Annotated in this window: 22 protein-coding genes and 4 pseudogenes; 5 read left to right on the top strand and 21 right to left on the bottom strand. The window is 47.4% G+C overall.

Annotated features, from left to right (window positions below):
• Window positions 1-26: 26 nt before the first annotated feature.
• Window positions 27-380 (bottom strand): YunG family protein, encoded by a 354-nt coding sequence (locus tag BR62_RS0104035; protein WP_007408736.1) that lies wholly within the window; start codon window positions 378-380, stop codon window positions 27-29.
• A gap of 72 nt (window positions 381-452) precedes the next feature.
• A complete protein-coding gene (locus BR62_RS0104030; protein ID WP_032867130.1) occupies window positions 453-1,817 on the bottom strand; it encodes an allantoinase in 1,365 nt (454 codons plus the stop codon).
• A 179-nt stretch (window positions 1,818-1,996) separates the two neighbouring features.
• Here BR62_RS0104030 and BR62_RS0104025 point away from each other — a divergent pair, with 179 nt between their 5' ends.
• A complete protein-coding gene (locus tag BR62_RS0104025) occupies window positions 1,997-3,592 on the top strand; it encodes a PucR family transcriptional regulator (protein ID WP_014418804.1) in 1,596 nt (531 codons plus the stop codon).
• Between the two features lie 140 nt (window positions 3,593-3,732).
• Here the strand turns inward: BR62_RS0104025 and BR62_RS19010 are convergent.
• The 7 genes and pseudogenes from BR62_RS19010 to allC form a co-directional block, all read right to left on the bottom strand.
• Window positions 3,733-3,994 (bottom strand): annotated as a pseudogene (locus BR62_RS19010) (XkdF-like putative serine protease domain-containing protein); the annotation flags it as partial.
• 22 nt (window positions 3,995-4,016) lie between these two features.
• Window positions 4,017-5,324 (bottom strand): hypothetical protein, encoded by a 1,308-nt coding sequence (locus BR62_RS0104020; protein ID WP_032869764.1) that lies wholly within the window; start codon window positions 5,322-5,324, stop codon window positions 4,017-4,019.
• A gap of 61 nt (window positions 5,325-5,385) precedes the next feature.
• A pseudogene (locus tag BR62_RS0104015) lies at window positions 5,386-5,895 on the bottom strand (phage minor head protein); the annotation flags it as partial.
• A gap of 20 nt (window positions 5,896-5,915) precedes the next feature.
• A pseudogene (locus BR62_RS19005) lies at window positions 5,916-6,201 on the bottom strand (phage portal protein); the annotation flags it as partial.
• A gap of 359 nt (window positions 6,202-6,560) precedes the next feature.
• Entirely contained in the window at window positions 6,561-7,757 is a 1,197-nt protein-coding gene (locus BR62_RS0104010; RefSeq protein ID WP_032869760.1) for an MFS transporter, read from the bottom strand.
• Window positions 7,758-7,878: 121 nt separating this feature from the next.
• Window positions 7,879-9,090, bottom strand: a complete 1,212-nt coding sequence (locus BR62_RS0104005) for a pyridoxal-phosphate-dependent aminotransferase family protein (RefSeq protein ID WP_395097040.1) — start codon at window positions 9,088-9,090, stop codon at window positions 7,879-7,881.
• A 60-nt stretch (window positions 9,091-9,150) separates the two neighbouring features.
• A complete protein-coding gene (allC, locus tag BR62_RS0104000) occupies window positions 9,151-10,392 on the bottom strand; it encodes an allantoate deiminase (protein WP_032869755.1) in 1,242 nt (413 codons plus the stop codon).
• Window positions 10,393-10,591: 199 nt separating this feature from the next.
• Between allC and BR62_RS0103995 the strand changes: the two genes are divergently transcribed.
• Window positions 10,592-11,461 carry an endonuclease I family protein gene (locus BR62_RS0103995; RefSeq protein WP_032869753.1) on the top strand — a complete coding sequence of 290 codons (870 nt, stop codon included), beginning with the start codon at window positions 10,592-10,594 and terminating at the stop codon, window positions 11,459-11,461.
• Between the two features lie 49 nt (window positions 11,462-11,510).
• Here the strand turns inward: BR62_RS0103995 and BR62_RS0103990 are convergent, their stop codons facing one another.
• A complete protein-coding gene (locus BR62_RS0103990; RefSeq protein WP_032869751.1) occupies window positions 11,511-12,617 on the bottom strand; it encodes an ABC transporter ATP-binding protein in 1,107 nt (368 codons plus the stop codon).
• 155 nt (window positions 12,618-12,772) lie between these two features.
• Here BR62_RS0103990 and BR62_RS0103985 point away from each other — a divergent pair, with 155 nt between their 5' ends.
• Window positions 12,773-13,501, top strand: a complete 729-nt coding sequence (locus tag BR62_RS0103985) for a transcriptional regulator FrlR (RefSeq protein ID WP_012118372.1) — start codon at window positions 12,773-12,775, stop codon at window positions 13,499-13,501.
• Window positions 13,502-13,525: 24 nt separating this feature from the next.
• On the opposite strand, the gene BR62_RS0103980 is transcribed toward BR62_RS0103985, so the two are convergent.
• From BR62_RS0103980 to BR62_RS0103960, 5 genes are all read right to left on the bottom strand, one after another.
• On the bottom strand, window positions 13,526-14,380 hold the full coding sequence (locus BR62_RS0103980) for a PfkB family carbohydrate kinase (RefSeq protein ID WP_032869749.1): 855 nt from the start codon (window positions 14,378-14,380) through the stop codon (window positions 13,526-13,528).
• A gap of 13 nt (window positions 14,381-14,393) precedes the next feature.
• Complete coding sequence (locus BR62_RS0103975) at window positions 14,394-15,278, bottom strand: carbohydrate ABC transporter permease (protein ID WP_003151895.1); 885 nt, start codon at window positions 15,276-15,278, stop codon at window positions 14,394-14,396.
• 3 nt (window positions 15,279-15,281) lie between these two features.
• Window positions 15,282-16,172 (bottom strand): carbohydrate ABC transporter permease, encoded by an 891-nt coding sequence (locus tag BR62_RS0103970; RefSeq protein WP_012118373.1) that lies wholly within the window; start codon window positions 16,170-16,172, stop codon window positions 15,282-15,284.
• A 24-nt stretch (window positions 16,173-16,196) separates the two neighbouring features.
• Window positions 16,197-17,462 carry an ABC transporter substrate-binding protein gene (locus tag BR62_RS0103965; protein WP_032865287.1) on the bottom strand — a complete coding sequence of 422 codons (1,266 nt, stop codon included), beginning with the start codon at window positions 17,460-17,462 and terminating at the stop codon, window positions 16,197-16,199.
• A gap of 73 nt (window positions 17,463-17,535) precedes the next feature.
• Window positions 17,536-18,522 (bottom strand): SIS domain-containing protein, encoded by a 987-nt coding sequence (locus BR62_RS0103960; protein WP_007410100.1) that lies wholly within the window; start codon window positions 18,520-18,522, stop codon window positions 17,536-17,538.
• Between the two features lie 196 nt (window positions 18,523-18,718).
• Here BR62_RS0103960 and BR62_RS0103955 point away from each other — a divergent pair, with 196 nt between their 5' ends.
• Window positions 18,719-19,645 (top strand): MerR family transcriptional regulator, encoded by a 927-nt coding sequence (locus tag BR62_RS0103955; protein ID WP_007410099.1) that lies wholly within the window; start codon window positions 18,719-18,721, stop codon window positions 19,643-19,645.
• A 33-nt stretch (window positions 19,646-19,678) separates the two neighbouring features.
• Here the strand turns inward: BR62_RS0103955 and BR62_RS0103950 are convergent, their stop codons facing one another.
• The 3 genes and pseudogenes from BR62_RS0103950 to BR62_RS0103940 all read right to left on the bottom strand — a co-directional run bounded on the left by BR62_RS0103950 (window position 19,679) and on the right by BR62_RS0103940 (window position 21,733).
• On the bottom strand, window positions 19,679-20,269 hold the full coding sequence (locus tag BR62_RS0103950; RefSeq protein WP_007410098.1) for a sporulation delaying protein family toxin: 591 nt from the start codon (window positions 20,267-20,269) through the stop codon (window positions 19,679-19,681).
• 84 nt (window positions 20,270-20,353) lie between these two features.
• Window positions 20,354-21,170, bottom strand: a pseudogene (locus tag BR62_RS0103945) (sporulation-delaying protein SdpB family protein); the annotation flags it as partial.
• A 32-nt stretch (window positions 21,171-21,202) separates the two neighbouring features.
• Window positions 21,203-21,733 (bottom strand): SdpA family antimicrobial peptide system protein, encoded by a 531-nt coding sequence (locus BR62_RS0103940; protein ID WP_032869745.1) that lies wholly within the window; start codon window positions 21,731-21,733, stop codon window positions 21,203-21,205.
• A gap of 124 nt (window positions 21,734-21,857) precedes the next feature.
• Between BR62_RS0103940 and BR62_RS0103935 the strand changes: the two genes are divergently transcribed.
• A complete protein-coding gene (locus tag BR62_RS0103935; RefSeq protein ID WP_007410095.1) occupies window positions 21,858-22,130 on the top strand; it encodes a DUF1648 domain-containing protein in 273 nt (90 codons plus the stop codon).
• 38 nt (window positions 22,131-22,168) lie between these two features.
• Here BR62_RS0103935 and BR62_RS0103930 read toward each other — a convergent pair whose 3' ends face one another.
• The 3 genes from BR62_RS0103930 to BR62_RS0103920 all read right to left on the bottom strand — a co-directional run bounded on the left by BR62_RS0103930 (window position 22,169) and on the right by BR62_RS0103920 (window position 24,463).
• Window positions 22,169-22,543: a nucleotide excision repair endonuclease gene (locus tag BR62_RS0103930; protein WP_007410094.1), complete on the bottom strand. Its 375-nt coding sequence runs from the start codon at window positions 22,541-22,543 to the stop codon at window positions 22,169-22,171.
• A gap of 65 nt (window positions 22,544-22,608) precedes the next feature.
• Window positions 22,609-23,724, bottom strand: a complete 1,116-nt coding sequence (locus BR62_RS0103925; protein WP_032869743.1) for an NAD(P)/FAD-dependent oxidoreductase — start codon at window positions 23,722-23,724, stop codon at window positions 22,609-22,611.
• Between the two features lie 37 nt (window positions 23,725-23,761).
• The gene (locus BR62_RS0103920) at window positions 23,762-24,463 is read right to left on the bottom strand and encodes a class I SAM-dependent methyltransferase (protein ID WP_020956307.1); all 702 of its coding nucleotides are present in this window, start codon (window positions 24,461-24,463) and stop codon (window positions 23,762-23,764) included.
• Window positions 24,464-24,486 lie beyond the last annotated feature (23 nt).

Here is a 24,486-nt window from a genome sequence, read left to right as displayed (position 1 = left end):
AATCCTTCACCTCTCACTCTAGTTTATCACAGGTGTTTTTCTCTTTCTGTTTCCATGTTTTTTCTGAATGCACTTTTCAGGAACCGATACTGATGTTCATTGGTGTCCGAAAATGCCTCATCTCTGGAAGAAAGAATGTGCTGATAGACGATCGGCTCTGAAAACTGACCGCTCGTGAAATCATATATCTCCCCGTCTATTCGGTTATAAAAATGCCAGCTTGTGCCGGTTTTTGTTTTGAGAATGTCACCGCCGTAAACATCTTGGATGACTAAAGCCGTCACGCCGCACTGGCCTTTGGCCGGGCAATCTTCCGTCCATTTTGTACTAGTCTTGCGCGACCAGGATGCCGTTAATATGTTCAAGATTTGATCATACAATGTGTTTTACTCCTTTTTATAAAAAGATACCACGAGACCCGCTTTCCAAACGACAAAAAAAACCGATTCTCATCAGAGAATCGGCTCCTTTATTTGAGAAGGCTTCAGGAATGTTCCGAAAGCCCCGCTCTGCTTACGGCCGCCATCCTGGTACACACAGCGCCCCTTGCTGTAGGTCGCAGCAATTCGGTATGGAAAGGTGCGGCCTTCATACAGGCTTTGCTTATGTTTGGAAAACATCGTTTCTTTTGTGACGGTAAAAGGTTCCGGCCGGACGATGGCAAAATCAGCGTCAAATCCCTCTTCAAGCCGTCCTTTATTCGTTAAACCGAAGCGCTTGGCAGGTGCTTCGGCCGTCCATCGGGCCACATGTTCAAACGGAATCCCATGATCGATCGCTAATTGAATCATGCCGAGAAGCGTAAATTGGCCTCCGCTGATCCCGCCCCACGACAGAAACATATTATCCTCGCGTTTCAAAGACGGATGACAGGGAGAATGATCCGAAGACACCATATCAATCAGGCCCTCAGCCAAAACTCCGATCAATTCCTCTTTATCAGCCTCTGAGCGGAGCGGCGGAGCGCATTTGGCGGCCGCCCCTTTTTTGAGGAAGTCTTCAAAGCTGAATAATAAGTAGTGCGGACACGTTTCAACGGTGACATCCAATCCGTCTTTTTTCGCCTGCTGAATGGAGAGCACGGCCCGTTTCGTGCTGATATGTACAAAATGAAGCGCGCATCCCGTCGCTCTTGCATATTCAATCGCCCGCTGCACAGCCTCGCATTCGGCTTCTTCCGGACGTGAGGAAGCGTAAGCGCGGGCATCAATTTTCCCTTGGAGCGCGTACTCGGCTTCAAGGAATCGGGTGAGGGCGTCGCTTTCTGCGTGCAGGGCCAAAATCTTGCCGCACGCCGCGATTTCCTTCATTCCCTTTAAAAGAGTCCGTTCATCGGCTGATTGAAATTCATCCGTTCCCGATTTAGACAGAAACGCTTTAAACCCGATTGCCCCCGCTTCTGCCATCGGCCGGATATGTTCGGTATATCCGGGCATCAAACCGCCCCAAAGCGCAAAATCAACCGCTGACTTCCGTTCGGCGATTTCCGCCTTTGCCAGCAGGTTTTCAGCAGTTACCGTCGAAGGGATGCAGTTAAGCGGCATATCAAAATAAGCCGTACAGCCGCCGGCAGCCAGCATGTTTGAGCCGGTTTCAATGCCTTCCCATTCTTCTCGGCCGGGTTCATTGAAATGGACGTGACAATCGACCGCGCCCGGAAACACATACATGCCGTCCGCCTGCACCACTTGTTCCGCGTTTTCGTCAATGCCGGGTCCGATCAAGGCGATTTTCCCGTCCTTGACGGCGATATCAGCCCGCTCTGTTCCGCCTTTTCGTACAGCTTTCGCACCCTTTACAATTACGTCATAGGCCATTTTATCTTCCTCCCTGTAAGGATGACGATTTTCTGTCAGTTTTTATCACAACATGCGTCTATGATTGCCAGTTTACTGCTACTATGATCGTAATACATCAGCAAAACCGCTATAATTTTTGATGATTTTTATTCATATTAACCAATGGTTGTCTTTAGAACCTGAAAGGAGACTGACTGATGAACATTTATGACGTGATGAAGATTCCCGCTTATGAGCGGGCTGCATTAATCGCAGGCAAATCCGGCGGCTGGAGGGAGGTGCAGCACGTCAACATGATGGATGCGCCGGACATCGCTGATTTTTTACATAAAAACGAATTGCTCGTAACCACGGCTTACCACTTGAAGGACCGCCCGCAACTGTTGAAAGATTTGATCCGCCTCATGGCAAAACGGGGCTGCGCGGGACTGGGGATCAAAACGAAGCGTTATCTTAATGTCATTCCGAAAGATGCCGCGGAGCTTGCCGACCGGTATGAATTTCCGATTATTGAGCTGCCGGAAGACATCAGGCTGGGAGATATCGTCAACGCCACACTGAGCCATATTCTTGATATGCGTTCAAATGAGCTCCAGCAGGCCATTTACGCCCATAAAAAATTCACAAACCACATCATGAGCGGCAAAGGGCTGCAATCCCTGCTTAAGAAGCTCTCAGACATTCTCCGGCTTCCCGTGCTTCTTTTGGATCAGCATACAAAACTCTTATCATCGTCCCACCGCATACCCATTGACACGTCTTTATTGAAAAACATCTGTTATTCCCTTTCCGGGCCTTATTTCACCTGCTTTTCCATGCTGTCCGACAGAAAGGCGTATTCTGTCCTGCCGATTCTGAATGTTGAGAAAAACTGCGGTTATCTGGTGATACCGGAGCTGGTGCAGACCGCTGATAAAGGCATGATTTTGACAATTGAACAGGCGGCCAACGTCATTTCCTTTGAACTGCTGAAAGAAAATGCCGTCAAACAATTCGGCAGACGGGCGCGCAATGAATTTTTCAGCAATTTCATCGACCGCTCGTTTACCGGCCATGAAGAAATCAAAAGCCGCGCCAAAGAATTCCGGCTCCGCTGGGATCAGAAATACATGTGCATTTGCGGAAAGCTTGACCGAAATGAGAAAACGATCAGCTTTACCGAAAATCAGCTCGTTTCCGATCATGTATTTGATCTGCTTGAAGGGGAGCTGTCATCCTTTCCGTTTCCCCCTCATCTCTTTATTAAAGGAAATGTCGGTATTCTTTTAATTGAAGCGACAGACAGCTGGAATGAAATGCACGCGTCTGTCATCAGCTTTTTGGAGCAGTTTCAAAAGCAGGTCCGGACGCAGTTTAAACGGACTGTCTCCTTCGGCATCTCAAACATATGCCAAAAGCTGATCGACGTCCCTGACGCTTTTACTGAAGCTTCAGACGCCATTTCATCCGGGCATTTGTCCAGAAGCGCGGAGTTTATTCAAATCTATCATGCCAAAGACGTGCCGGAGCTGCTCCGCCTGCTTCCGGCGGAAGATGTGAAGAAGTTTTACGAAGCCACCCTCCAAAGCCTGGCCGACCGGCAAAAGGAGGACCAGAGCCTGCTTCATACGCTGTCTGTTTATCTGGAGACCCACTGCCAGATTTCAGAAACGGCTAAACGCCTGTACGTCCATCGAAATACGGTGATCTATCGTTTAGAAAAATGCGAGGAACTGCTCGGCAAAAGCTTAAAAGATCCGGAGACGACGATGCGCCTGCGGCTCGCGCTGAGAATGCAGCGGCTGATCGGTTAAGGAATCGTTAGAGACAGGGATGCGGGTGTTCTCCCGCATCCTATTTAAGGGGGATTGATTCAGCTTAATTCTCAAAAAATGCTGCCATCAACATCTGCTTCCGTTGATATTATCAGGCTTTTTCTAATATCCGGGATGCAACCGATAATCTCACTCTTTTTAATTTCATCCCAAATTGCCTCGGTACCTTTGTCACAAGCACCCATGATCCTTTTTTGATGGTTTCGCCATTCATTTAAAAATCAGCGGGGAGCGACATAAGACTCAACCACTTCACCAACGCCGCCCTGAAAGTCATGTTGCTTTTCTTTTTCTGATTTCATAAGAAAACTGCTTTTGATTAGCAGCCTTGTCTACGTATGAAACATGTGTGATTTTTGCATTTATCAGTTCTCTTGACATGTGTTCACCTTCTTTCAAGAAATTATAATTGTTTACTTTGCTTGTCTAAAATGCTTATTAGCTGTTCCATTAATTTAATGTTCAAATTTTCATATTCTTTTTCACTAAGAGCATTAACTTTTTCATCTCGGCCAAAAATCTTTGGAAAAAGCTCTTTTTTAAATGTTTCCTGATCATTACTCTCAAATGATGCTATATACGGATTTAATGTCTTTAATTCTACTTCTAAGGTTCTATTATTAAATTCCAATTCTTGATTTATTTTTGCCTGTCTCGCTGTATAGGCTGTCAATGAACCAAGTGAACCAATAACAAAAAATTTAGCCACTAAATTTGGCCACGATAGGGTGATTTCCTGAAAGAACAAAGCTATAATTGAAAACCCAATTGTAGCTACAAATGATACTATAGTTAGCTTTTGCCAGTTTTCTGCCGATTTCCTTGCTTTATCCGCCACCTCTTTATGATGTCCAGCCATTGAATTTGTCGACATTACACCTACTAATTCCTCAACAGACATTTTATGACTATTCAACATTTCATCATATTCCAATAATTTCTCTTGTGTTTCTGCAATGAATTGATCTTGCCCTTCCTGTAAATTGCTGTACAATTGATCAAATTCCTCTTTGCTTTCATCAAGTTTTTCCTTTATAGTATTATTCCACTCTGATATAAACTCTTCATATTTTTCTTTAAACTCTGTTTTCTGAGATATAAATTTATCATTTCGTTCATTTTCTTTTTCTAAATAATTTTGATGAAGCTCATCTAGTCGAGATTCCATATTAGACATTTTTTCATCAATTTTATCTCTAAAAGCTTCACTTTCATTTTGGCAACTAGTTAATTCACTTTGTACTTTATTACTAAACTCCTTTAAATCATTTACTTCTTTTTCTAAATTTGCTTTTTGAATACCTATAGATCTACGAAAGCTTGTTGCTGCTTCTTTGATATTTTCTAAGTTCTGTTTAGTGGGAACGGGAATATAAATACTATATTCTAGTAATTTATCTAGAGCCTGATTTAATGAATCTAATTTTTGTTGAATATCGAATAATTCATCATCATCTAACCAAGATTTTACATTATTGACTTGCGTCCTCATATTGCTCAGAAGTGATTCTGTTAATAACATACTATCCGTAGAATTAATATTAGTATCAATATAGTCTATAACTAACTTTGTCCTAATAATCAATTCTGTGTCACTCTTATCAAGTTCTGCAATAAACTCTTCTTCGTTAAGTAAATTATCTACTATAACCTTTATATCCGACAAGTCATTGAATAAACTATGATTATCTATTTGTTCCATTGTAGACATAAATTTTTTCTCCCCATTTATTTTAGTAAAATTATACATCATTTACTGCAAAAAGGAGAGGCTACTTTTTAAAGGATCTATATAGAATCCTTATATTTTTTCCATATTGTTTTTTTTCCTCAACTGAGAAAACCAAAATCTCATTATCAACCACAGGCAATAAAACACAATGACAATGAATTCGCTCTGCAGCTGAGAGTTTAGGGTCTCGCGGATGAATGCAGGTCTCACTGCTATTAGGTATCTGAAATTCTTCATCAACCCGTATTACTGTACCGTCAAGATCGGTGTGATATTCACGAGGGTTATTTTTCTTCCCTCAACTGTGCCACCATTTCATCTTAGATAGAACCGGGGACTGCGCATAAGATTCCTGCTGAGCGGCAGAGAAAGGCGCAAGAACCTCGGTTATGGACGTTGTCCTGGCTCTCGGTCTATCGAAATGCGGCATATCCTTCAGAGTCAGTTCAATCTCCTGGATAGACGAGCCTGAATCAATGGCTACCGTCAAGACCGTTTCCACCGCTTCATGTGTGTTGAGCTGCATAATCTCGGCCAGTCTCTTTAACCAAGGAATAAAGCATCTTCCTAAAGAATCTCAGTAAGTGACTTGATGTCTACTTTAACCGTACGATTTCTTCATCTTCATGAATATTCTTGCCTTTGGCTAACCCTTCTGCTTCGAGCAACAGTAATTCATATGAGTTTTCCAAGCCTTCAAGGCTGCTCATATAGTCCTGAAGCTGTCTGTACGAATCTTCCGAGAGCATTCCATTTTCGATCGTAATAGCAGTGAAAATATACCGGTCTTGTTTGATTAAAGTACATGAAATTCAGCTCTTCTACTTTGCGGGCTGTATAGATTTATAATATACCCCAAACCGCTCCCCGTGTTATAATTAATCGTCGAGATTAACAAAACCGGGGCTTTGTGCTGCGGTTTTTTATATCCCTTTCTTCTCTATCTTCATCCCAAGGCCTTCTTTTTTGATCAACTTTCGGCATCAAATTCGTCAGACTCGTCAAGCGATAAAGCTGGTTTTCCTTTATCTACACCTGTTCCGGTTTCCATTCGCGCTATGCTTGAGCATACGGAACAACTGATTTCCCTATAATTCACAATGTCGTTCGATATGATTTTCCCTCTATGCGCATCTCTGCAATTTCAGAGATGCAGACAGCCGAAGAATAAACGACAATAGCAAAAAGCCTCCGGATACACGGAGGCTTTGATTCTTATCCTTGCTGCGTGAACGGCCGGGTCTGTGTCTTTTTGCCCCAGCCAAGCGCGGCCAGAAAACTGATGGCGAGAATGGCCGCTCCCAGCATATACGGAAATTCCATATTTACGTCAAAGAGAAAACCGGCGGCTGACGGTCCGGCGATATTCGCTAAGCTGATGAATGAGGTGTTCATCCCGCCGGCAAACCCCTGCTGGTCACCGGCGAGCTTCGACAGCATCGTATTAACGGCCGGCCGGAGCAGCGATGTCAGCGTCAGGAAAAAGATTGCCGCGGCAAAAACGGCCCAATATGAACCCGCAAACCGGCACCACACAAGTCCTGCAGCAGCCCCGATCAACGTCACGTTAATCACGCGTTTTTCCCCGAACTTGCGGACGAGATAACTGACGCCGACCGCCTGCACAAACACGCCGATGAGACCCGCAGCCGTAATAATAAAGGCAATATCAGACGCTTTAAATCCGTGTTTATGGTCAACGTAAAGGCCGAAAACAGATTCAAAGTTCATAATTCCGAAGTTCAGCACAAAAACCAGAATCAGCATAAACGCGAACGGCGATTTGAGCGCGCGTGACATTTGCTTAAACAGATGCTCACGTTTTTCCGTTTTTGCCCGGGCTTCCAGCTGCTTTTCACGTCCCAGCGTTTCGGGCAGAAAGAAAAATGAAAGCACACTTGAAAAGCAGGCAAGACTTGCAGACACGATGAACGGCACAGACATGCCGTAATGAACCAAATAGCCTCCGACACCGGGCCCGATGACGACACCGAGCGTCATCGCCGCGCTGAACAGCCCCATTCCTTTCCCGCGTTCTTCTTCGGTCGTAATATCCGCTATGTAAGCGAACATTGACGGCATTAAAAACGCCGCGCCCATTCCGCCCAAAAGGCGGGATGCGAACAATTGCCACAGGCTTCCGGCAAAAGCGAAGATCAATTGTGACACGGCAAAGGCGGCGATGCCGAAAATAATCAGTTTCCGCCGTCCGTATTTGTCGGTTATTTCCCCGGCAATAGGCGCAAATAAAAGCTGTGTAAGCCCCGCCGCCGCAACAAGCAGACCCATCGTGCTCCCCGTCGCTCCGAATTCGGTAATATATGCGGGCATAATCGGAATAATCAATCCGATTCCAAGCATCGCAATAAACATATTCAGCATTAAAATTGACAATCGGCCCATGTACGCCATGATTTCTTACCTTCTCCCCAGACAAACAGATGATCGTTCCATATTTGTCATTTTTTATACCATTCAGTATAACGGGGAAAAGGGAAAAAAGTCCAGATGATTTCAATCTCGTTTTCATGTCTCATGACAGCACACCGGTTTCAGCCGGCAGATCATATATGTTAAGGGCCGCCTGCAGCGCTTCCCCGGCTTTAACGGCAACACCGTGTCTGATCAGAACCGCTTCAAGTCCGGCCAGCACAAACAGCACATTTTCCTTTCTGCAGCTGTAGCCCATCGTTCCGATTCTCCAAATTTTCCCCTGCAGCGGACCGAATGAGCTGGCGATTTCAATTCCGAATTGAGACAAAAGCATACTTCTGATCGATTCGCCGTCTGCTTCCGGCGGAATCTTCACGCATGTGACGACAGGCAGCTTCGCCTCCGGATCGCCGAATAAATCAAGGCCCATCGCTGCAAGTCCCGCCGTAAGCGCTTTTTCATGACGCTGATGCCTGCGGAACCGTTCTTCAAGTCCTTCTTCCAGGACAAGGCGCACACCCTCCCGCAGCGCATAAAGCATTGCTGTCGCTTCTGTATGGTGATTCAGCCTTCTTTCACTCCAATAATCTTCGAGCTGGCTCAGATCAAAATAGTTGCTCGTAACCGGCCGATTACCGGACAGCATTTTACCGTCAGCCGCAGTCGCAATGCCCCGTTCTACCTTTTTACGCGCGGCAATGACAGCTGCCGTCCGGTCATTATAAGTAATCGGCGCCATTCCGGAAGGGACCGATAGGCATTTTTGCGTTCCCCCGATGACTGCGTCAATCTTCCATTCATCCGTTTTTACGGCGCATCCGCCAATCGTGGCCACGGCATCCACGATAAAGAGTGCGTCTTGGGCGCGGCACGCTTCCCCGATTTCTTTCAGCGGGTGAATCCGCCCCGTTGATGTTTCTCCGTGCACCATAGCGACGATTTTCGGGGAAATCTTTTTCATCTCGCTGATAATCTCTTCAGGCCGGAAGACCGTTCCCCATTCACACTCGATCGTATGAACGTCCGCTCCGTACCGCTCGGCGATTTCAGTCAGCAGGTATCCGAAGCGTCCGTATATCGGAACGAGCACGCTGTCGCCCGGTTCTATCACACTTGCGAGAACAGCCTCAATCCCCGCTCTTGATGTACCGTCAATCGGATAGGCCCAGCGGTTTTCCGTTTGAAACAATTCCCGGAGCATTTGCATCGTTTCGTTCATGATGCCGGTAAATGCCGGGTCAAACTGGCCGATGATCGGAGCGCCCATCGCCCTCAGCACTCTCGGTTCAGCTTCTGTCGGTCCCGGTGTCATAATGGTTCTTTGCGGAATGCACAATTCTTTTCTGGTCGGCACGCCGATTCCCCCTTTACGTTAATAGGCAAGTTTATGTAATACATTCGCCAGCGTAAGGACGCCGGTTTCAAGCTGATGTGCGGGTGTGAATTCAAGCGGCGAGTGGCTGATCCCGCCACGGCTCGGCACAAACAGCATGCAGGCCGGAAAGGTTCTGCCGAGCATCTGGGCGTCATGTCCCGCTCCGCTTACGATTTTCTCCGGGTCCGCCCCCTGTTCTTTTGCAGCCTCCGCTGCGGTACGCGTCAGTGTCTGATTCATTTGAACCGGCTCTATCCTCATATATTCATCAATAACGGGCCTGACTCCTTTGCTGCGGCTGATGTTTTCAACAATCGACGCCAGTTTCTGATGGAAGGCTGCCAGCACGTCTTCCTCCGGGTGGCGAATATCAACGGAAAACTGGATACGGCCCGGAATGACATTCGCCATATTCGGTTCAACCGTCATTTTCCCGCACGTCAGGCGGAGCTCTTCCGGCTGTCTTTCCGCTGAGAGCATGAGTTCGTGGATGATGCTGCTTCCCGCCGCGAGCGGGTCTTTCCGCCATTTCATTGAAGTAGTGCCGGCATGGTTGCATTCACCGTCAAGCGTAACGGTATAGCGTCTCTGTCCGGCAATCCCGGTGACAATCCCGATATCCCTTCCCGATCGTTCAAGCGTTTGCCCCTGTTCAATATGAATTTCCAGAAAGGCACTAATATCAGTGCGCAGCGGTGCTGGATAACGACCTGCACCGAAGCCGTTCTGCCGCATGGCTTCTAACAGAGAAATGCCGGACGCGTCTTTCGGCGTTTCCGCATCTGATAGCGAGAAAGCACCGGTGATATTGCCTGAGCCCCAATAAGTGATGGGAAAACGGCTCCCTTCCTCTTCACAAAGCGACACAGCCTCCAGCGTTTTTTTCGGACGCCCCAACGTCTCATGCAAATGACGGATCGCCAGCATGCCCGCCAGCACGCCGAACGCACCGTCATATTTGCCGCCGTCAATAACGGTGTCAATATGCGACCCGGTCAGAATCACCTCATCAGGCGATTCTGTGCCGTTCAGCCGGCCGAATACGTTACCGACATCGTCAAATGCCGTTTCCAGCCCGAACGCCTCCATTTTCTTTTTGACGGCAAGCTGGGCGTCCATCCATTCTTTCGTATATAAAAGCCTCGTCACTCCGCCGGAAGCGGAAGCGCCGAATTGAGACAGCCATTGTATGTCATCGGAAATCCCGATATTCGCCGCCGAAAGCTGCTGATGTTCCATACACGCCCTCCTTTTAAACTGAAAAACTGACAAGATGATCTTCATTATAGAAGGAGCGCATAATGAGTTCATTATCATATCCTCTAAAAAATCAATGATTTTCCGGATACTTTGACCAATAAGCCGAAGGAACCATTTTTCAAAAAAGATAGAATATTAGATCTATTTTTTGGATAATAGAGGTAAAGGAGGGCAAGTCATGACAAAAAAACTTTGGTTTCTGCCGATTGTCTGCCTGTTTTTCATTTTTGGATGGGCCGCGCCGTCAGCCTCTGCGGGCGCGCCGGCTGACACGAATCTGTACAGCCGGATGGCGGTTTCAACTGCCGGCGGCACAACTCTTTTTCCGCAAACTGCCTCAGCTGTCATCACTCCGTCTGCGGATACGGACACATATTACAAAGAAGCTTCCGGAAAAAGCGGAACGGCCTTAAAGAGCGCCCTGCACCGCATCATCAGCGGACATACAAAGCTGTCTTACAGCCAAGTATGGAATGCATTGAAGGAAACTGACGAAGATCCGGCAAACCCGAACAATGTCATCTTGCTCTACACCCAGGAATCACGGGCCAAAAGTAAAAACGGCGGCAGCGCCGGGGACTGGAACCGGGAACACGTGTGGGCAAAGTCACACGGAAACTTCGGAACAGCTGCCGGCCCCGGGACGGACATTCATCATCTGCGCCCTGCAGACGTCCAGGTGAACAGTGCCAGAGGAAACATGGATTTTGATAACGGCGGCTCAGAATACCCGAAAGCGCCGGGCAATTATTACGACGGTGATTCCTGGGAGCCGCGCGATGAGGTTAAAGGAGATGTCGCCCGCATGCTGTTTTACATGGCGGTGCGTTATGAAGGAGACGACGGGTATCCTGACCTTGAGCTGAATGATAAAACCGGAAACGGCTCAGCTCCTTACATGGGAAAACTGTCCGTTTTGCTCAAATGGAATCAACAAGACCCCGTCGACAGTAAGGAAAAACGGCGGAACGAAATCATTTACGAAGACTATCAGCATAACCGCAATCCGTTTATCGACCATCCGGAATGGGCGGATGAAATCTGGTAATCGTATCATAAGAAGTGATAAGGGAGCCCCGATCATCAGGCTCCCTTTTTCAATATACGGCGTTTTCAGTGTCGGCATCAAAAAAGACGGCCCGGTTCATATTGACCGCAAGCAGAATGGCATCGCCGGGTTTCACCTGTGAAGCGCCGTCAAGACGGATCGTCATGCGGTCATCTCCGCTCACCGCATGAACGTACATCTCCGCGCCTAAGTTTTCACATACTTCCGCCACAGCGCGGCACACCGCTTCAGGCGGGTGCTCTGATTGTCCGGCAAGCGTCAAATGCTCCGGACGCAGCCCCGCAATCATCTCCTTACCGCTGTATCCTTTCTGCACAAGAACGGCCGCTTTTTCTTTCGGAATGGGCAGACGAACGGACGAACCGGCAAAATACCATTGCCCGTGACTTTCTTCAATGACGCCTTTTATAAAATTCATACTCGGAGAACCGATAAAACCCGCCACAAACAGATTCGCCGGATAATGATAAATCTCATGGGGGCTTGCGGCCTGCTGAATATCTCCTTCATTCATCACGACAATCCGGTCGCCCATTGTCATCGCTTCCGTCTGATCATGCGTCACATAAACGATGGTCGCTTTCAAACGCTGATGGAGCTTGCTGATTTCGGCGCGCATCGTCACTCGCAATTTCGCATCTAAGTTGGAAAGCGGCTCGTCCATCAGAAACACTTTCGGCTCCCGCACGATCGACCGGCCGAGCGCAACCCGCTGCCGCTGTCCGCCTGAAAGAGCCTTCGGTTTCCGCTTGAGCAGATGCCCGATTTCCAAAATATCAGCGGCCGTCCGGACTCGCTCTGCGATTTCTTTTTTCGGCAGCTTTCTGAGCTTCAAGCCGAACGCCATATTATCAAACACCGTCATGTGGGGATACAGCGCGTAATTCTGAAAAACCATCGCGATATCGCGATCCTTCGGGGGCAGATCGTTCACCGTGTCTCCATCGATATAAAGCTTCCCTTCAGAAATGCTCTCCAGTCCGGCAATCATTCTGAGTGTCGTAGATTTGCCGCAGCCGGAGGGACCGACTAGCACCAGCAGCTCCTCATCTTTTACATCTAAGTGAAAATCCTTCACTGCCGCCGATTGGGCGCCGTATGTTTTTTTGATATGGTCAAATGTTAATGATGCCATTCGAAACCTCCTCCAATACTGGAAACCGCCACATCTTTCTGTTATGTTAAAAATGTTCGGGGTTTCTGACAGATTCATAAATGAAAAGCAAATTTGTATTATAACGTCATAATACATATAATAGTACTACTACTTGACAAAGGAGGTCCGTCCCATTGTTAAATAACGGGAGCTCGAAACCTTTATATATTCAGCTGAAACAAATTATCGCGGACGATATCAAGAAGGGCGTTTATTCGCCGTCCGTGAAACTGCCGACCGAAAATGAGCTGTGCGAAACGTACAACGTCAGCCGCATAACGGTCAGGAAGGCCATCCTTGATCTTGTGGAAGAAGGCTGGCTCGTCCGGCAGCAGGGAAAGGGAACGTTCGTTAAAAGCCCTAAACTGAAGCGGGAGCTCATCGCGGTCAACGGCTACTCTGAATTTATGGAATCAACGGGGAAAAAACCGAAACACCAGATCCTTTCCCATGAAATCATTGAAGCGCCTAAATCCATCGCCCAAAAACTTCGCGTCGCTTCCGAAAGTCCCGTTCTTGAATTAAAACGCATTTTATTTCACGACGACCAGCCGCTCTCATTCGAAATCGCCCACTATCCGCTCAGTTTATTTCCCGACATCGGCAAGCATATTAAAGGCGGCGTGTCGATGCATGACATTTTGAAACAGCACTATCAAGTAGTGCCCACCCATAATACGAAGCTGTTAAATGTCGTATACGCCAAGCAGGAAGAAAGCCGCTATCTGGCTTGTGATATCGGGGATGCGCTTTTTGAAATTGACAAAACCGCTTTTATGTCAAAAGACCAGCCGATATACAGCTCGCTGTTTTTAATGCATACCGACCGCGTCACGTTTACCATTAACAGTCCCTATGCGTAACAAGTATAAAAAACGAGACAATGCTTATCGTATTCTCGTTTTTTCACTGCTTTTCCCGCCGCCCGGCCTGTAGGGATGCCCGTAACCGAACGCTCCGAACCCTTCGCATGTTTTGGCAGCCGTCCCGGCGGCTGCAGTAAGCGCTCGCCGAATATCCTGATGCTCGAAGAAATCGGTAAGAAACCCGGCGATAAAAGAATCACCCGCGCCCAATGTATCTATTATATCAGCTCTTACCACCGGCTGATGATAGACGCGTTCCCCATCCGATAACACCGCGCCATATTCTCCCCTTGTCAGACAGACGATTTTCGCTCCGAAACCGCGGGCTTTTTCGGCAAGCCGCATACATTCACTTTCACTCAAATCACTCCCGGAAAAAAACGCATACGTCACGTACGGACAGACCGCTTCTAAATAGGCTTCGTCACGTTTTACAGAGAAGTCAAAGGAAATCGGCACATGGCCGCTCAGCATCGGGAGGTCACGTTCTATCCTGCTGTATACGCTCGTATGCAGCAGATCATGTCCGGCGATAAATGAGATGTCATTCTCCTGAAAAGCGAGCGTCAGACGCGATTGCACGCCGCCTTTATTTGATCCGGCAAATATCCTGTCCCCTCTTTCATCAAGCGTGACGACCGCCATCCCGTTTTCTCCGTATGCCCGGCGGATCAGATCGGCATTCACCTTTTCCAGTTTCAGCACATTCAATACGTGATCCGCCGCTTCATCACTGCCGAGAATCCCGATATAAGAAGTTTCGTGGCCTAAGCGCCGGGCAAGCACGGCTACGTTTAACGCATTTCCGCCCGGGTAAAACGTCTCCTGATCCTGATAATAATCTACTACATTATCTCCGGCCGCTATCAGTTTCATCTTTTCATCCTCCTTATCCTTTCACGCTTCCCGCAGCAATGCCGCGGATAAAATATCTCTGCATCAATAGAAACAGCGCGATGATCGGAGCAGCAGAAATCGTCAGCCCGGCCAGCAGCACGCCCCAATCCGTCTGCAGCGCATCTCTGAACTGCATCAGCCCGGCCGGAATCGTCCGTAAATTTTCATCATCGATAAAAATAATCGCAAACATAAACTCATTCCATGTATGGTAAGCCGTCAAAATGCCTGATGTCACCAGAATCGGCACGCTCATAGGTAAGAATATTCTGAAAAATATTCCGAAACTTGTACATCCATCCAGATAGGCAGCTTCCTCAAGCTCTTTGGAAATCGACAAAAAATAGGAACGGATCAGAATCACGGTAAACGGAATACGGTAGGCGGCGTACGGAAGAATCAATGCCCAATACGTATTGTACAGTCCCAATGACTGGATAATGGAGTACAGCGGCACAAGACTGACCTGCGGCGTCAGCATCAAGCCGCCAAGACAAATGATCAGCACAAACCCTTTTCCTTTAAATTGAAAACGGGCCAGCCCGTATGCCGCCCAGGCGCTCACAAATACGGTGATGAGACAAGTCAGCACGGTCACAATGACACTGTTCATAAAATAAGCGGAAATCCCTTGGTTCCATGCGGATACGAAGTTTTCGGGATGCCAGACAGAGGGCAGCGACCAGCTGTGCTCAAAAATCTCATCCGAGCTTTTAAAGGCGCTGACCGCCATCCATAACAGCGGATAAGCAACGGCAATGAGGTAGATAAAGAGAAACAGCCACACAGACGTTTCCCCGACATACCATTTTCTCGGTTTTCCGCCTGTTCTGACGGCCTGACGGGCATGACGCAAGTCCGTCTTTTCAGGAAGCATCGGCTACTCCTCCTTTCCGGTCTTAAAGAATTTCATCTGAATAAGCGACAGAGCAAGCGTCAGCAAAAGCACCACCGTCGCGATCGCAGAAGCGTAGCCCATCATATCCTTTGTAAAAGCGCTCTTATACAAAAATGTGCTCAGCACTTCTGAAGCATTGCCCGGACCTCCGCCGGTCAGAATATACGGTTCATTAAATACGGTAAATGCGCCGGTCAGCGTCATCACCACAGCAACAAACGACATTTCTTTCGTCTGCGGCACCGTAATGTGAAAAAACTGCTGGATTTTTCCGGCTCCGTCCAGCTGCGCCGATTCATATAATTCAGCAGGAATGCTCTGAATCGAGACAATGTACAGCATGGCGATGTAACCGACAGACTGCCATTGAGACACAAAAATGACAGACAGCATAGCGGTGTTTTCATCGCCCAGCCACGCCCGGGTCAGTTCATCAAGTCCGACGGCTTCCAGCAGCTGATTCAAAAGCCCGATTTCCGGGTTATAAATAAAATCAAACAACAGCGCAATGACGGTCATGGAAATGACGACCGGAAGAAAAAAGACCGTGCGGAAAAACGGCGACCATTTTCTTACCAATCTGTCTTCCAGCACGGCCGCCAGAATTAAGCCGCCGCCAACCTGGCAAATCAGCGATATGACCGCATACAGCACATTGTTGCGGAGCGCTGTAAAAAATACGGGATCGTGAAACAGGTCAATATAATTTTTCAAACCGATAAACGTCTTTTCGGGTTGAAATGAGCTCCATTCAAACAGACTGAAAAACACATTCTCAATAATCGGAATGTAAACGAACAGCAGAAAAATCAGCGCGGGCGCGAGAAACAGATACGGAATGAAACGTTTTCGGCTGACCAAGGAAATCCTCATCTCCTTTCTCCAAAGAAATCTGTTCTATTCAGATGACGCTTTGACTTGACGCGCCGCTTTCTGCACGGAATTCATCACCTCGCGCGGTGTCATTGTGCCGCCGAGCATCTGCTGAACGCCTGCCGCATACACATCGGCGATTTCAACGTCAACATCCATATCAAACCACGGCACCATTGTTTCGGCGCGGACGATATCCTGCACGGCTTCACGCTGGATCGGGGTGGAATTGTTTTCTGTCGCCGTTCCCTGAACCGCGCTGTATTTACCGACGTCTTTTATCAGCTTCTCTCCCATTTTTTTCGAGGTTAAAAACTGAAGAAATTCCATGGCTTCTTTCGGGTGCTTCGTTTTTGAGGAAATCATAAATCCTTCCGGAGATCCGGTCAGTGCACGGGGAGATCCCTTTTCGCCGCTGATTTTCGGGAAAGGAAACAAGCCCAGATTGACCGGTTCGACGAGCTTAATTTCTGCCGTTTCCGCATAAATCATCGCCGCTTTGCCGCTCGTAAACTGCTGGCGCACGTATTCGTGATCAACGGAGTTCACGTGCTTTGTAAAGTACGGCAGAAGTTCCTGAAGCTTTTCAAGCGCTTTGACATAGCCTTCGTCCGTAAACTCCCCGGTTTCCGGGCTGTAATCCTTCGCCCGCGTTTTTTCATCCACCATACGCTGGTTCAGCGTCCCGATATAATGAGAAATGGTCCAAGGCGCTTTTGTTCCGAAACTGATCGGAATATATCCGTTCTCTTTCAATTTCTCAGAGACTGTGATCAGTTCATCCCATGTCGCCGGGGGCTTCAAATGTAATGAATTAAAAATGTCCTTATTATAAAAGAATGATTTAGCGTCCATTTGCCACGGAACACCGTACTGTTTTCCGTCATGCGTAAAAGGTTTGATTTGTGACTGCACAAGCTGTGAGGACCAATCTTTATCCTGCTGATAGTAAGACGACAGATCGAGGGCTTTATCTCCTTTGATGAATTTATAAGCAAACCGGTCGCTCCATGAAAAGAAAATATCAGGGGGGCTCGTTGTTCCGAGCATGACTTTCACCTTGTCTTTATAAGAATCGTTTAAGACCGCTTCCGTTTGGATATGAATATCCGGATGAGCGGCTTCAAATTCTTTGACCGCTTCTTCAAAATAGCTTTTTTCCGGCTCCTTCGGCCACCTGTGAAAAAACTTCAGAGTCACTTTTCCGTCAGAGGAACTGCTTTGGCTTGAACAGGCGGCGGCTGACAGACATACGGCTAACAGAACGAACAGGCAGATGAGCTTTTTCAGATGCTTTTCCTCCTTTGTCACCGGACTATAACGTTATATATCATTATAGTCCGGTGAAATATAATGCGCGTTCTTAATATTCGACTTTCCACATGTAACGCCGCTGGCTTAACGGATGGTTCCTTGCTTCCGCCAGCGCATCCGCATAGCTTCTGAGCACCCGGTTTAATACGAGAGGAGCCAGATAGCCTTTTACAGAATCGTCAATTCCGGAAAAATCATATGCTGCCGCATCAAGCACAGTCAGTTTTTTGCCGTATCTTTTTGAGAAGGAAAGCGCCCGCTCTTCAAGGGGTCTTGTTTCGTCTAAGCCGAGCAGGATAATAAATGGAACGGATTCATCAATGATTTCGAACGGTCCGTGAAAATATTCTCCGGCATGAATGGCGTGGGAATGAATCCATTGCATTTCCATGAGAATGCAGATGCTGTAGGAGTAAGCGACGCCGTAGTTCGCACCGCTTGCCATCGTGTAAATGATATCTTCTTTTTCGTGGGCTTTCGCGAATGCCTTTGCGTGATCCGCTTCTTGTTTAAGCGCTTTGTCATATACGGTCTGGAGCTTATTGAGTCCGTCGATCGCCGACTCAAACGCGGGATGGTTTTCCAGCACGTGTAAAGCGCCGAACACGATTTGATACAGAACCCCGTAATTCGTATTTATCGCCTGTGCATTCTCACCCCAGTCATACACCGCGACATATTCGGCTTCTTTCGCTAGCGGCGAATCAGGCTCAAAGGTCATCGCAATCGTAAGCGCGCCTTTTTTTCTGGCGAAACCGGCGGCTTTCACCGTTTCCGGCGTATTGCCTGACTGAGAACATAAAATCACGAGAGAGTTCTCTCCGAGCTGAACGGGATTGCGCTGAATAAATTCATTTGAACTGTAGAGATCAGAGCTGATGGCTTTCGCCTCTCTGTCAAACACGTACTTGCTCGGATACATAATGGCTGAAGAACCCCCGCAAGCGACGAAAAAGACGTGGTCAATCGTTTTTCCTTTCAGATCATCCAAGAAAGCCTGAACTTTGTGATTCACTTGTGCGGCAGTTTGACTCAAATCCTTCACTCCTCAGTGTTTTATTATATAACGTTATATAACATTATATAACGTTATATTAATCGCAACAAAGGTGCGTTGTCAATCATATTTTCTGAAATTTCTAAAATATAAAATAAACCCGTCTTATTTCCCGCCCTCTCTTGACCTGACCCTTAGAGACACGTTTAGAATGAAAAACAGGGAGTGATTCAGAATGAATATAAAAGAAGCCGCCAGACAGACGGGTCTCACGAAAAAAGCCATCAAATATTATGAGCAGGAAGGTTTAATCACCGTCAGCAAAAACCCTGATAACGGATACCGTGAGTATTCCGCTCAGAACGTGAATACGCTGAAAATGATTGCCGCCCTCCGAATGCTGGCACTGTCTGTAAGCGATATTAAAGCGTTCCTCTTAGAGGGCAGCAGTCTGCATGATATACTGCGCCAGCAGCATCAAAAGCTCAGCCGGCAGATTGAAGAGCTTGAGCAGGAACGGAAACTGACTGAAATGCTGATCAAGCGCGTGGAAGATGCGGAAAATGTCGATTCAATTCTGCATGATATCGGCGAGGTCAAAATAGATGAACCGAAGTATATGGGACTTCAGCTGAAAAAACTGTTCCCGGGAGATTTCGGAGAATTTATCGCCGCGCTGTTTGAACCGTTCCTCGACTTTTCTATTGATACAGATGAGAAAAAAACGATATGGGCGGAGCTTATTAAAGTATTGGATGATATGGAAGAAGTTCCGGCTGCACACCCGATGATGCAGCTGGTCGGCAAGGAGGATCCGGCTCAGCTCCAGCAGCACAAAGTACAGCATGATCAATTTATCGAGCGGATTTTGGAGAGAGACCCCGCCACTTGGGACACTCATAAAAACATCATCATTCAGCTTGTGAAAAGAGTGCAGACAGATGAAGAATACAGGGAAAGCCTGATCAAGGTCGGAGAATCAGCTTCTGATCTGCCCGCGCTGAAGGAGGGATCGCCTTTCAGCAATCTTCTTCAAAAGCTCAGCCCGAAATATGACACGTACGTGCGACTTCAGCTTGAACTGAAAAAAGAAGCCGACGAGGAACTCGGCTTTGATTCAGAAGCATATTTAAAACAGATGCTTCAATCAAAAAAACGCTAAGGTTCGTCTCCTTAGCGTTTTCTTTCTTCAGCCTCAGTGCTGCGCGTTAATGCGGTCAACGACATTAGCGATGAGCTGCTCTTTTCCTAAGTCGGAATCTTCGTCAACGCTTGCTACTGTCAAAATGATGGCCGCTACCGCAAGAGCGATCGTCTCAATGGCGGCCGCCGCGTTTAAAAATACCCATACAGCCGTTGCGCATTGGCCGATGGCCGTTGATTTTCCTTTGTCCATGCTCTTTTTGTCAAACTCTTCTTTCAGCACTTTCGCCATAATCTGCGAACCTTGATCAATGACGCTGTTCACTTTCTCATAATCGCCGCTGTAGACCGCCGCTTTCAACTCTTTAAAATAATCCGGCGATGACTTTTTAATATCAGCGATCACCTGATCGGAAACTTGCTTTAATTCATCCTGATCAATCTTTTTGACAGCCTTGGTATCCCATACTTCAGGAAGGAGTTTTGCGACCTCACCTTGTCCGAAAAAGATGCCGGAAAAAATGTCTTCACCCGAATAAGAGACCGACGGCTCAGTTTTCGCCGCGGCATGCGGGCCGACTAATGCGACCATTAAAACAAACACCAGCATCATGGCAGCTGCGGACTTCTTGCTTTTAACCAAATAATTTCCTCCTTTTCCTTTTATTGAAAAAATTGTATCTGATAAAAAGGGGATTGTAATGGTTCAAAGCTACTGTTTTCTCTGCCGGCACCAAAAACAGGACCAAAATACCAGCCACCGTAATGGAAAACGAGGTAAGCCCCAGCATAACGGCAAAGATTTCGTGCATAAAAATGGAGATAAACAATATCAGACGCCAATATGTTTTCGGAGCGAACAAAGCGCAGAACATAATGGTTTGCACAATGAGCGTGCCCCAAGTCGGGATGATGACAAGCTTGGACTGCAGGATAAAGTCAAACAGACCGTGAAGCGCATCCGGCAGACCCAGCATCGGATCATTCAAATAGTAATAAACGGCGGTTCCGTTCTGCCACTCTTCTTCCATCAGTTTGGCAATGACAGAGTTAAAGTAAAGCATCGCGACCTGTATTCTGATGATTGTCAGCGTCGCCCAGCATAAGGAGCGGTAATAAGGCTCAAGCGGCCTTTTCTCAAAAGACGCCTCGTACGGAGACCAGTGCCATTTCCGCGGATCGGTTAATGTCAGCGGAAGCAGCAGCAGTGTAAAAACGGCAGCCACCTGATCTCCTCCGTCAAGGGTAACGGCGGAGTTTTGGAAGCTGTACGAAATCCACCAGTGAAAAAAACCGGTGATTCGCGGCCGCCAGCCAATGACGACAAGGATTAACATACAGATACAAACGGCTTTGACGATCTCAATGTAACGGAAATCGGGAAACAGCAGAAACAGGCTGAACGTGTCGGAAAAACTGAGCATTTGATTTTGCGTTTTGAAGAAGACAGACGCCGGATTGAACAGCAATGTCAGCAGCGTACCGAGCGCGATTAAGCTTCTGGCAAGCCCGTACACATTTGTCCAAGGCGGATTCTTCATCATCCATAAGGTGAGCTGCTTTTTTGCATCCTGAATCAATTGACATCCACTCCGATGTATTTTTTGATGGTTCTTTTCGTTTCGGTATGCTGGCTCCATGCCCATGGGGTAATGCGTTCATATGTAATGATCATTTTCCCTTTCAGCCTTGGGGAGGGAGACTCATTTTTCATTTTCAAAAATGTGGTATCCTTAATGTCTTGGCCAGTCGTGAAGTCGTTCCACTTCTCTTTGGAAGGCAGCTTTTCCAGCATAAGGCCGAGCTCTATCCCTTGCGTCCGGCCGTAGCGGTTTAAGCCGATGACATTTTTCAGAGAATTATTCGGCCATCTGAGCTCCTCATCGGAATCAAGAAGATAGATATTCAAGCTGTCTTCTCTCGGATCTTTACTGAAAAATCCCCAGCTTTGCGGATAAATCATGGAAACGGTTTTGGATTGATGCTTGGTTAATTGGATGGCGGAGCTTGGCAGTGCCGCGATGACGGTAAAAAACAAAACGATGATCCAGGCGGCCATGATAAAAAGAAAGAATGAAAACATGCTGGTTTGCTTCTTGTCAGTCAATTGAAACCCTCCTAGCGTATGGAAATTTCATTGACATGATTATACACCAATCAACAGGTAAAATATTGATAAATTAGATTTTTCGGACTAATATACTATTATATGTAAAAAGGGGAGTGTTCATATGTTTTTGATGAATGATAAAGTGCTGTGGGGAGCTGTAGTTCTCGCCTTTATTCTGTCGATTGTGTTTTATCCGTTTCTTCCTGCTGATATGGCCATTCACTATGACGTGTCGAACCGTCCGAATACATCAATCAATAAAACGGCCGGCGTCCTGATTTTTCCCGTGCTCATGATGATCTGCATGTTATTCAGAAAAAAGGTCGTCCAGCTATTCCTCGTCGTTTACTGTCTGCTGATCGTGCATATTGCCGTGATGTGGCTGGCACTGTAAACATAAAGAAAACCGGAGCCCTTAAGCTCCGGTTTTTCTTATTTATAAAATACTTTCTCAATGTTGTATTTCGACTGAAGGGTATTGATCGCGTACGTTTCGTAAATCTCCCTTTCCATCGGATCATTTACGACACATACTTCAATTTTATACACTTCGTCCCTGTGATGTTTAACAGGCGACACATTGTCTTCAAAATGCTTTTTGATTCTTTGTCTTAATTTACGGGCTTTCCCGACAAACAGCAGCTCATCATGAATGTTATAAAACATAAAGATGCCGCCTTTGTCTCTCGGAATTTGGTGAAAATCAATGAAACCGTAAATCGCTTTAATCGCCGGTTCATTCTCCGACGGTGACTGCTGCCGTTCCGTAATGGTTACATCAGGAGCAGGAAGGTTTATTTTTATCAAATGGGTCACGTCCTCTTATTCATTAAAGCTCCATCCTATCATAAGAATGCGCCAAAAGCTATTTTTTATTCAAGCGCCCCGGCCGGATCATAAAGGCTCAAATCAATTTCCGTCTGCTGCCCGAGCGCGAGTTTCGCCAGTTCAGCCCCCAGATACGGCCCGCTCGTCAGCCCTGAGGCGCCCAGCCCGTTGGCAACGAGGAGTCCGCTGATATTCGGCACTTTGCCGATGACGGGAAGAAAACCGGGAGTAAACGGTCTGAAACCGACTCTTGTCTCTATCACAGTACTGTCTGAAAGCCCCGGCGCCACGGTTAATGCTTTGTCAAAAATCTCGCGGAGCCCGCCGGCCGTCACCCGCAAATCCATGCCGGTATCGTTTTCATGAGTCGCGCCCGCTATGATTCTGCCGCTGTCAAAGGCGAGAATGTATTGATCGTTTGGGGGCATGACGACAGGCCAGCCGCCCGTATCCTCTCCTTGAAGCTCTAAATGAACGATCTGTGCCTTTTGGTATGATACTGAAAAACGGATGCCGAGCGGCTCAAGCAGCTCTCTCGCCCAAGCGCCGGCCGTTACGAGAACCTGGTCGGCAGTAAGCGTGCGTTCTGCGGTTTTCACACCGATGACGGCACCATCCTCTGTCAATATTGACGCTTCTTCATTGTAAACAGCCGCGCCGTGCTTAACGGCCGCGTTTAACAGCGCCTTACGAAGCGCCCTCCCGTTCACCCGGGCCGCGCCGCTGACATGAACCGCCCCGTATTCCTCCGACAGCGCGGGGAACAGCGCCTTCGTTTCTTCCGGAGTCAGTCTTGTAATGTCACCGATTTCAGGGGCGTCCTCTCTTCTTTTATAAGCTCTTTCCTCCATTTGGCTGAGCTTTTTTTCATCCGTATGGAGGCTGACGGCACCGACCTTTTGATAACCGGTGTCCGTTTCTCCGTCAGCTTCAAGCTGCTGTATCAATTGGTTATAATAGCGGGCTCCGCCTTTTGCGATCGCATACCATGCCTGATTGCGGCGCTGTGACAGCCACGGGCAGACGATCCCCGCCGCGGCGTCAGTCGCCTGCCCCGGGTGCTTCCGGTCAATGACCGTTACATCCGCCCCGGCCTTTGCGAGATGATAAGCCGCGGACGCACCGAGAATGCCGGCCCCGATAATCAAATAAGACTTCATGTATAACACCTTTTCTATCTGTTTTGTCTTATTTATTTTAACAAATGGAGCGCCCGGTTCCTACTGGAGTCCTGACAGCAATGATGAGTTTCGAAAACGGAAACGTATAATAAAAGGAATACGTTCTTGTCTGAAAGCCGTTTTCCTCAAGAATCTCTCTGTATTGTGATGTATTTTTTATATCTGACACGGCCAAAATGCCGCCAGGCTTCAGCACCCTCACCATTTCCGCAATCGCCCGTTCCCTCTTTTTTCTGCCTGAAATGTTGTGTACGACAAAATGCGAAATGACAAGATCAAACGTCTCATCAGGAAACGGCATGTCTTGCGCCAGTCCGTCATACAAATCAATTTCCGGCGCTCTTTCAGCCTGTCTGTTCTTTTCAAATGCGTCTCTTCCGTTTCCGACCAGGTCCCAGCTTGACCATTTGTCAATCGCTGAGACGTCAGCGCCTTTTTGAGCCGCGGCGATGGCTAATAGCCCCCGCCCCGTACCGACATCAAGCACCTTCATGTCCGGCTTTAAACCGGATAGCGCAAGAATGCGATGGCGGTGTAAAAGTTTAATGGCCGTTGAATACAAGAGCATCCAAAGACCGAGCAATAAAAACAAGGTGCCCGTCAGCCAGCCCCAGTAAGGAGGAATCATGCCGTATAACGTGCCTGCGGCATAAAGGAGCGCAATAAAGATAAATCCAAACGCTCCATAAGGCGCATCAATTCCGTATCGTGTTGTCATAACACCCACCCCTTTCAATATTT

The organism is Bacillus sp. UNC69MF (genome assembly GCF_000746035.1).
Taxonomy (GTDB): domain Bacteria; phylum Bacillota; class Bacilli; order Bacillales; family Bacillaceae; genus Bacillus; species Bacillus velezensis.
This window is presented reverse-complemented; position numbering and strand designations above follow the sequence as displayed.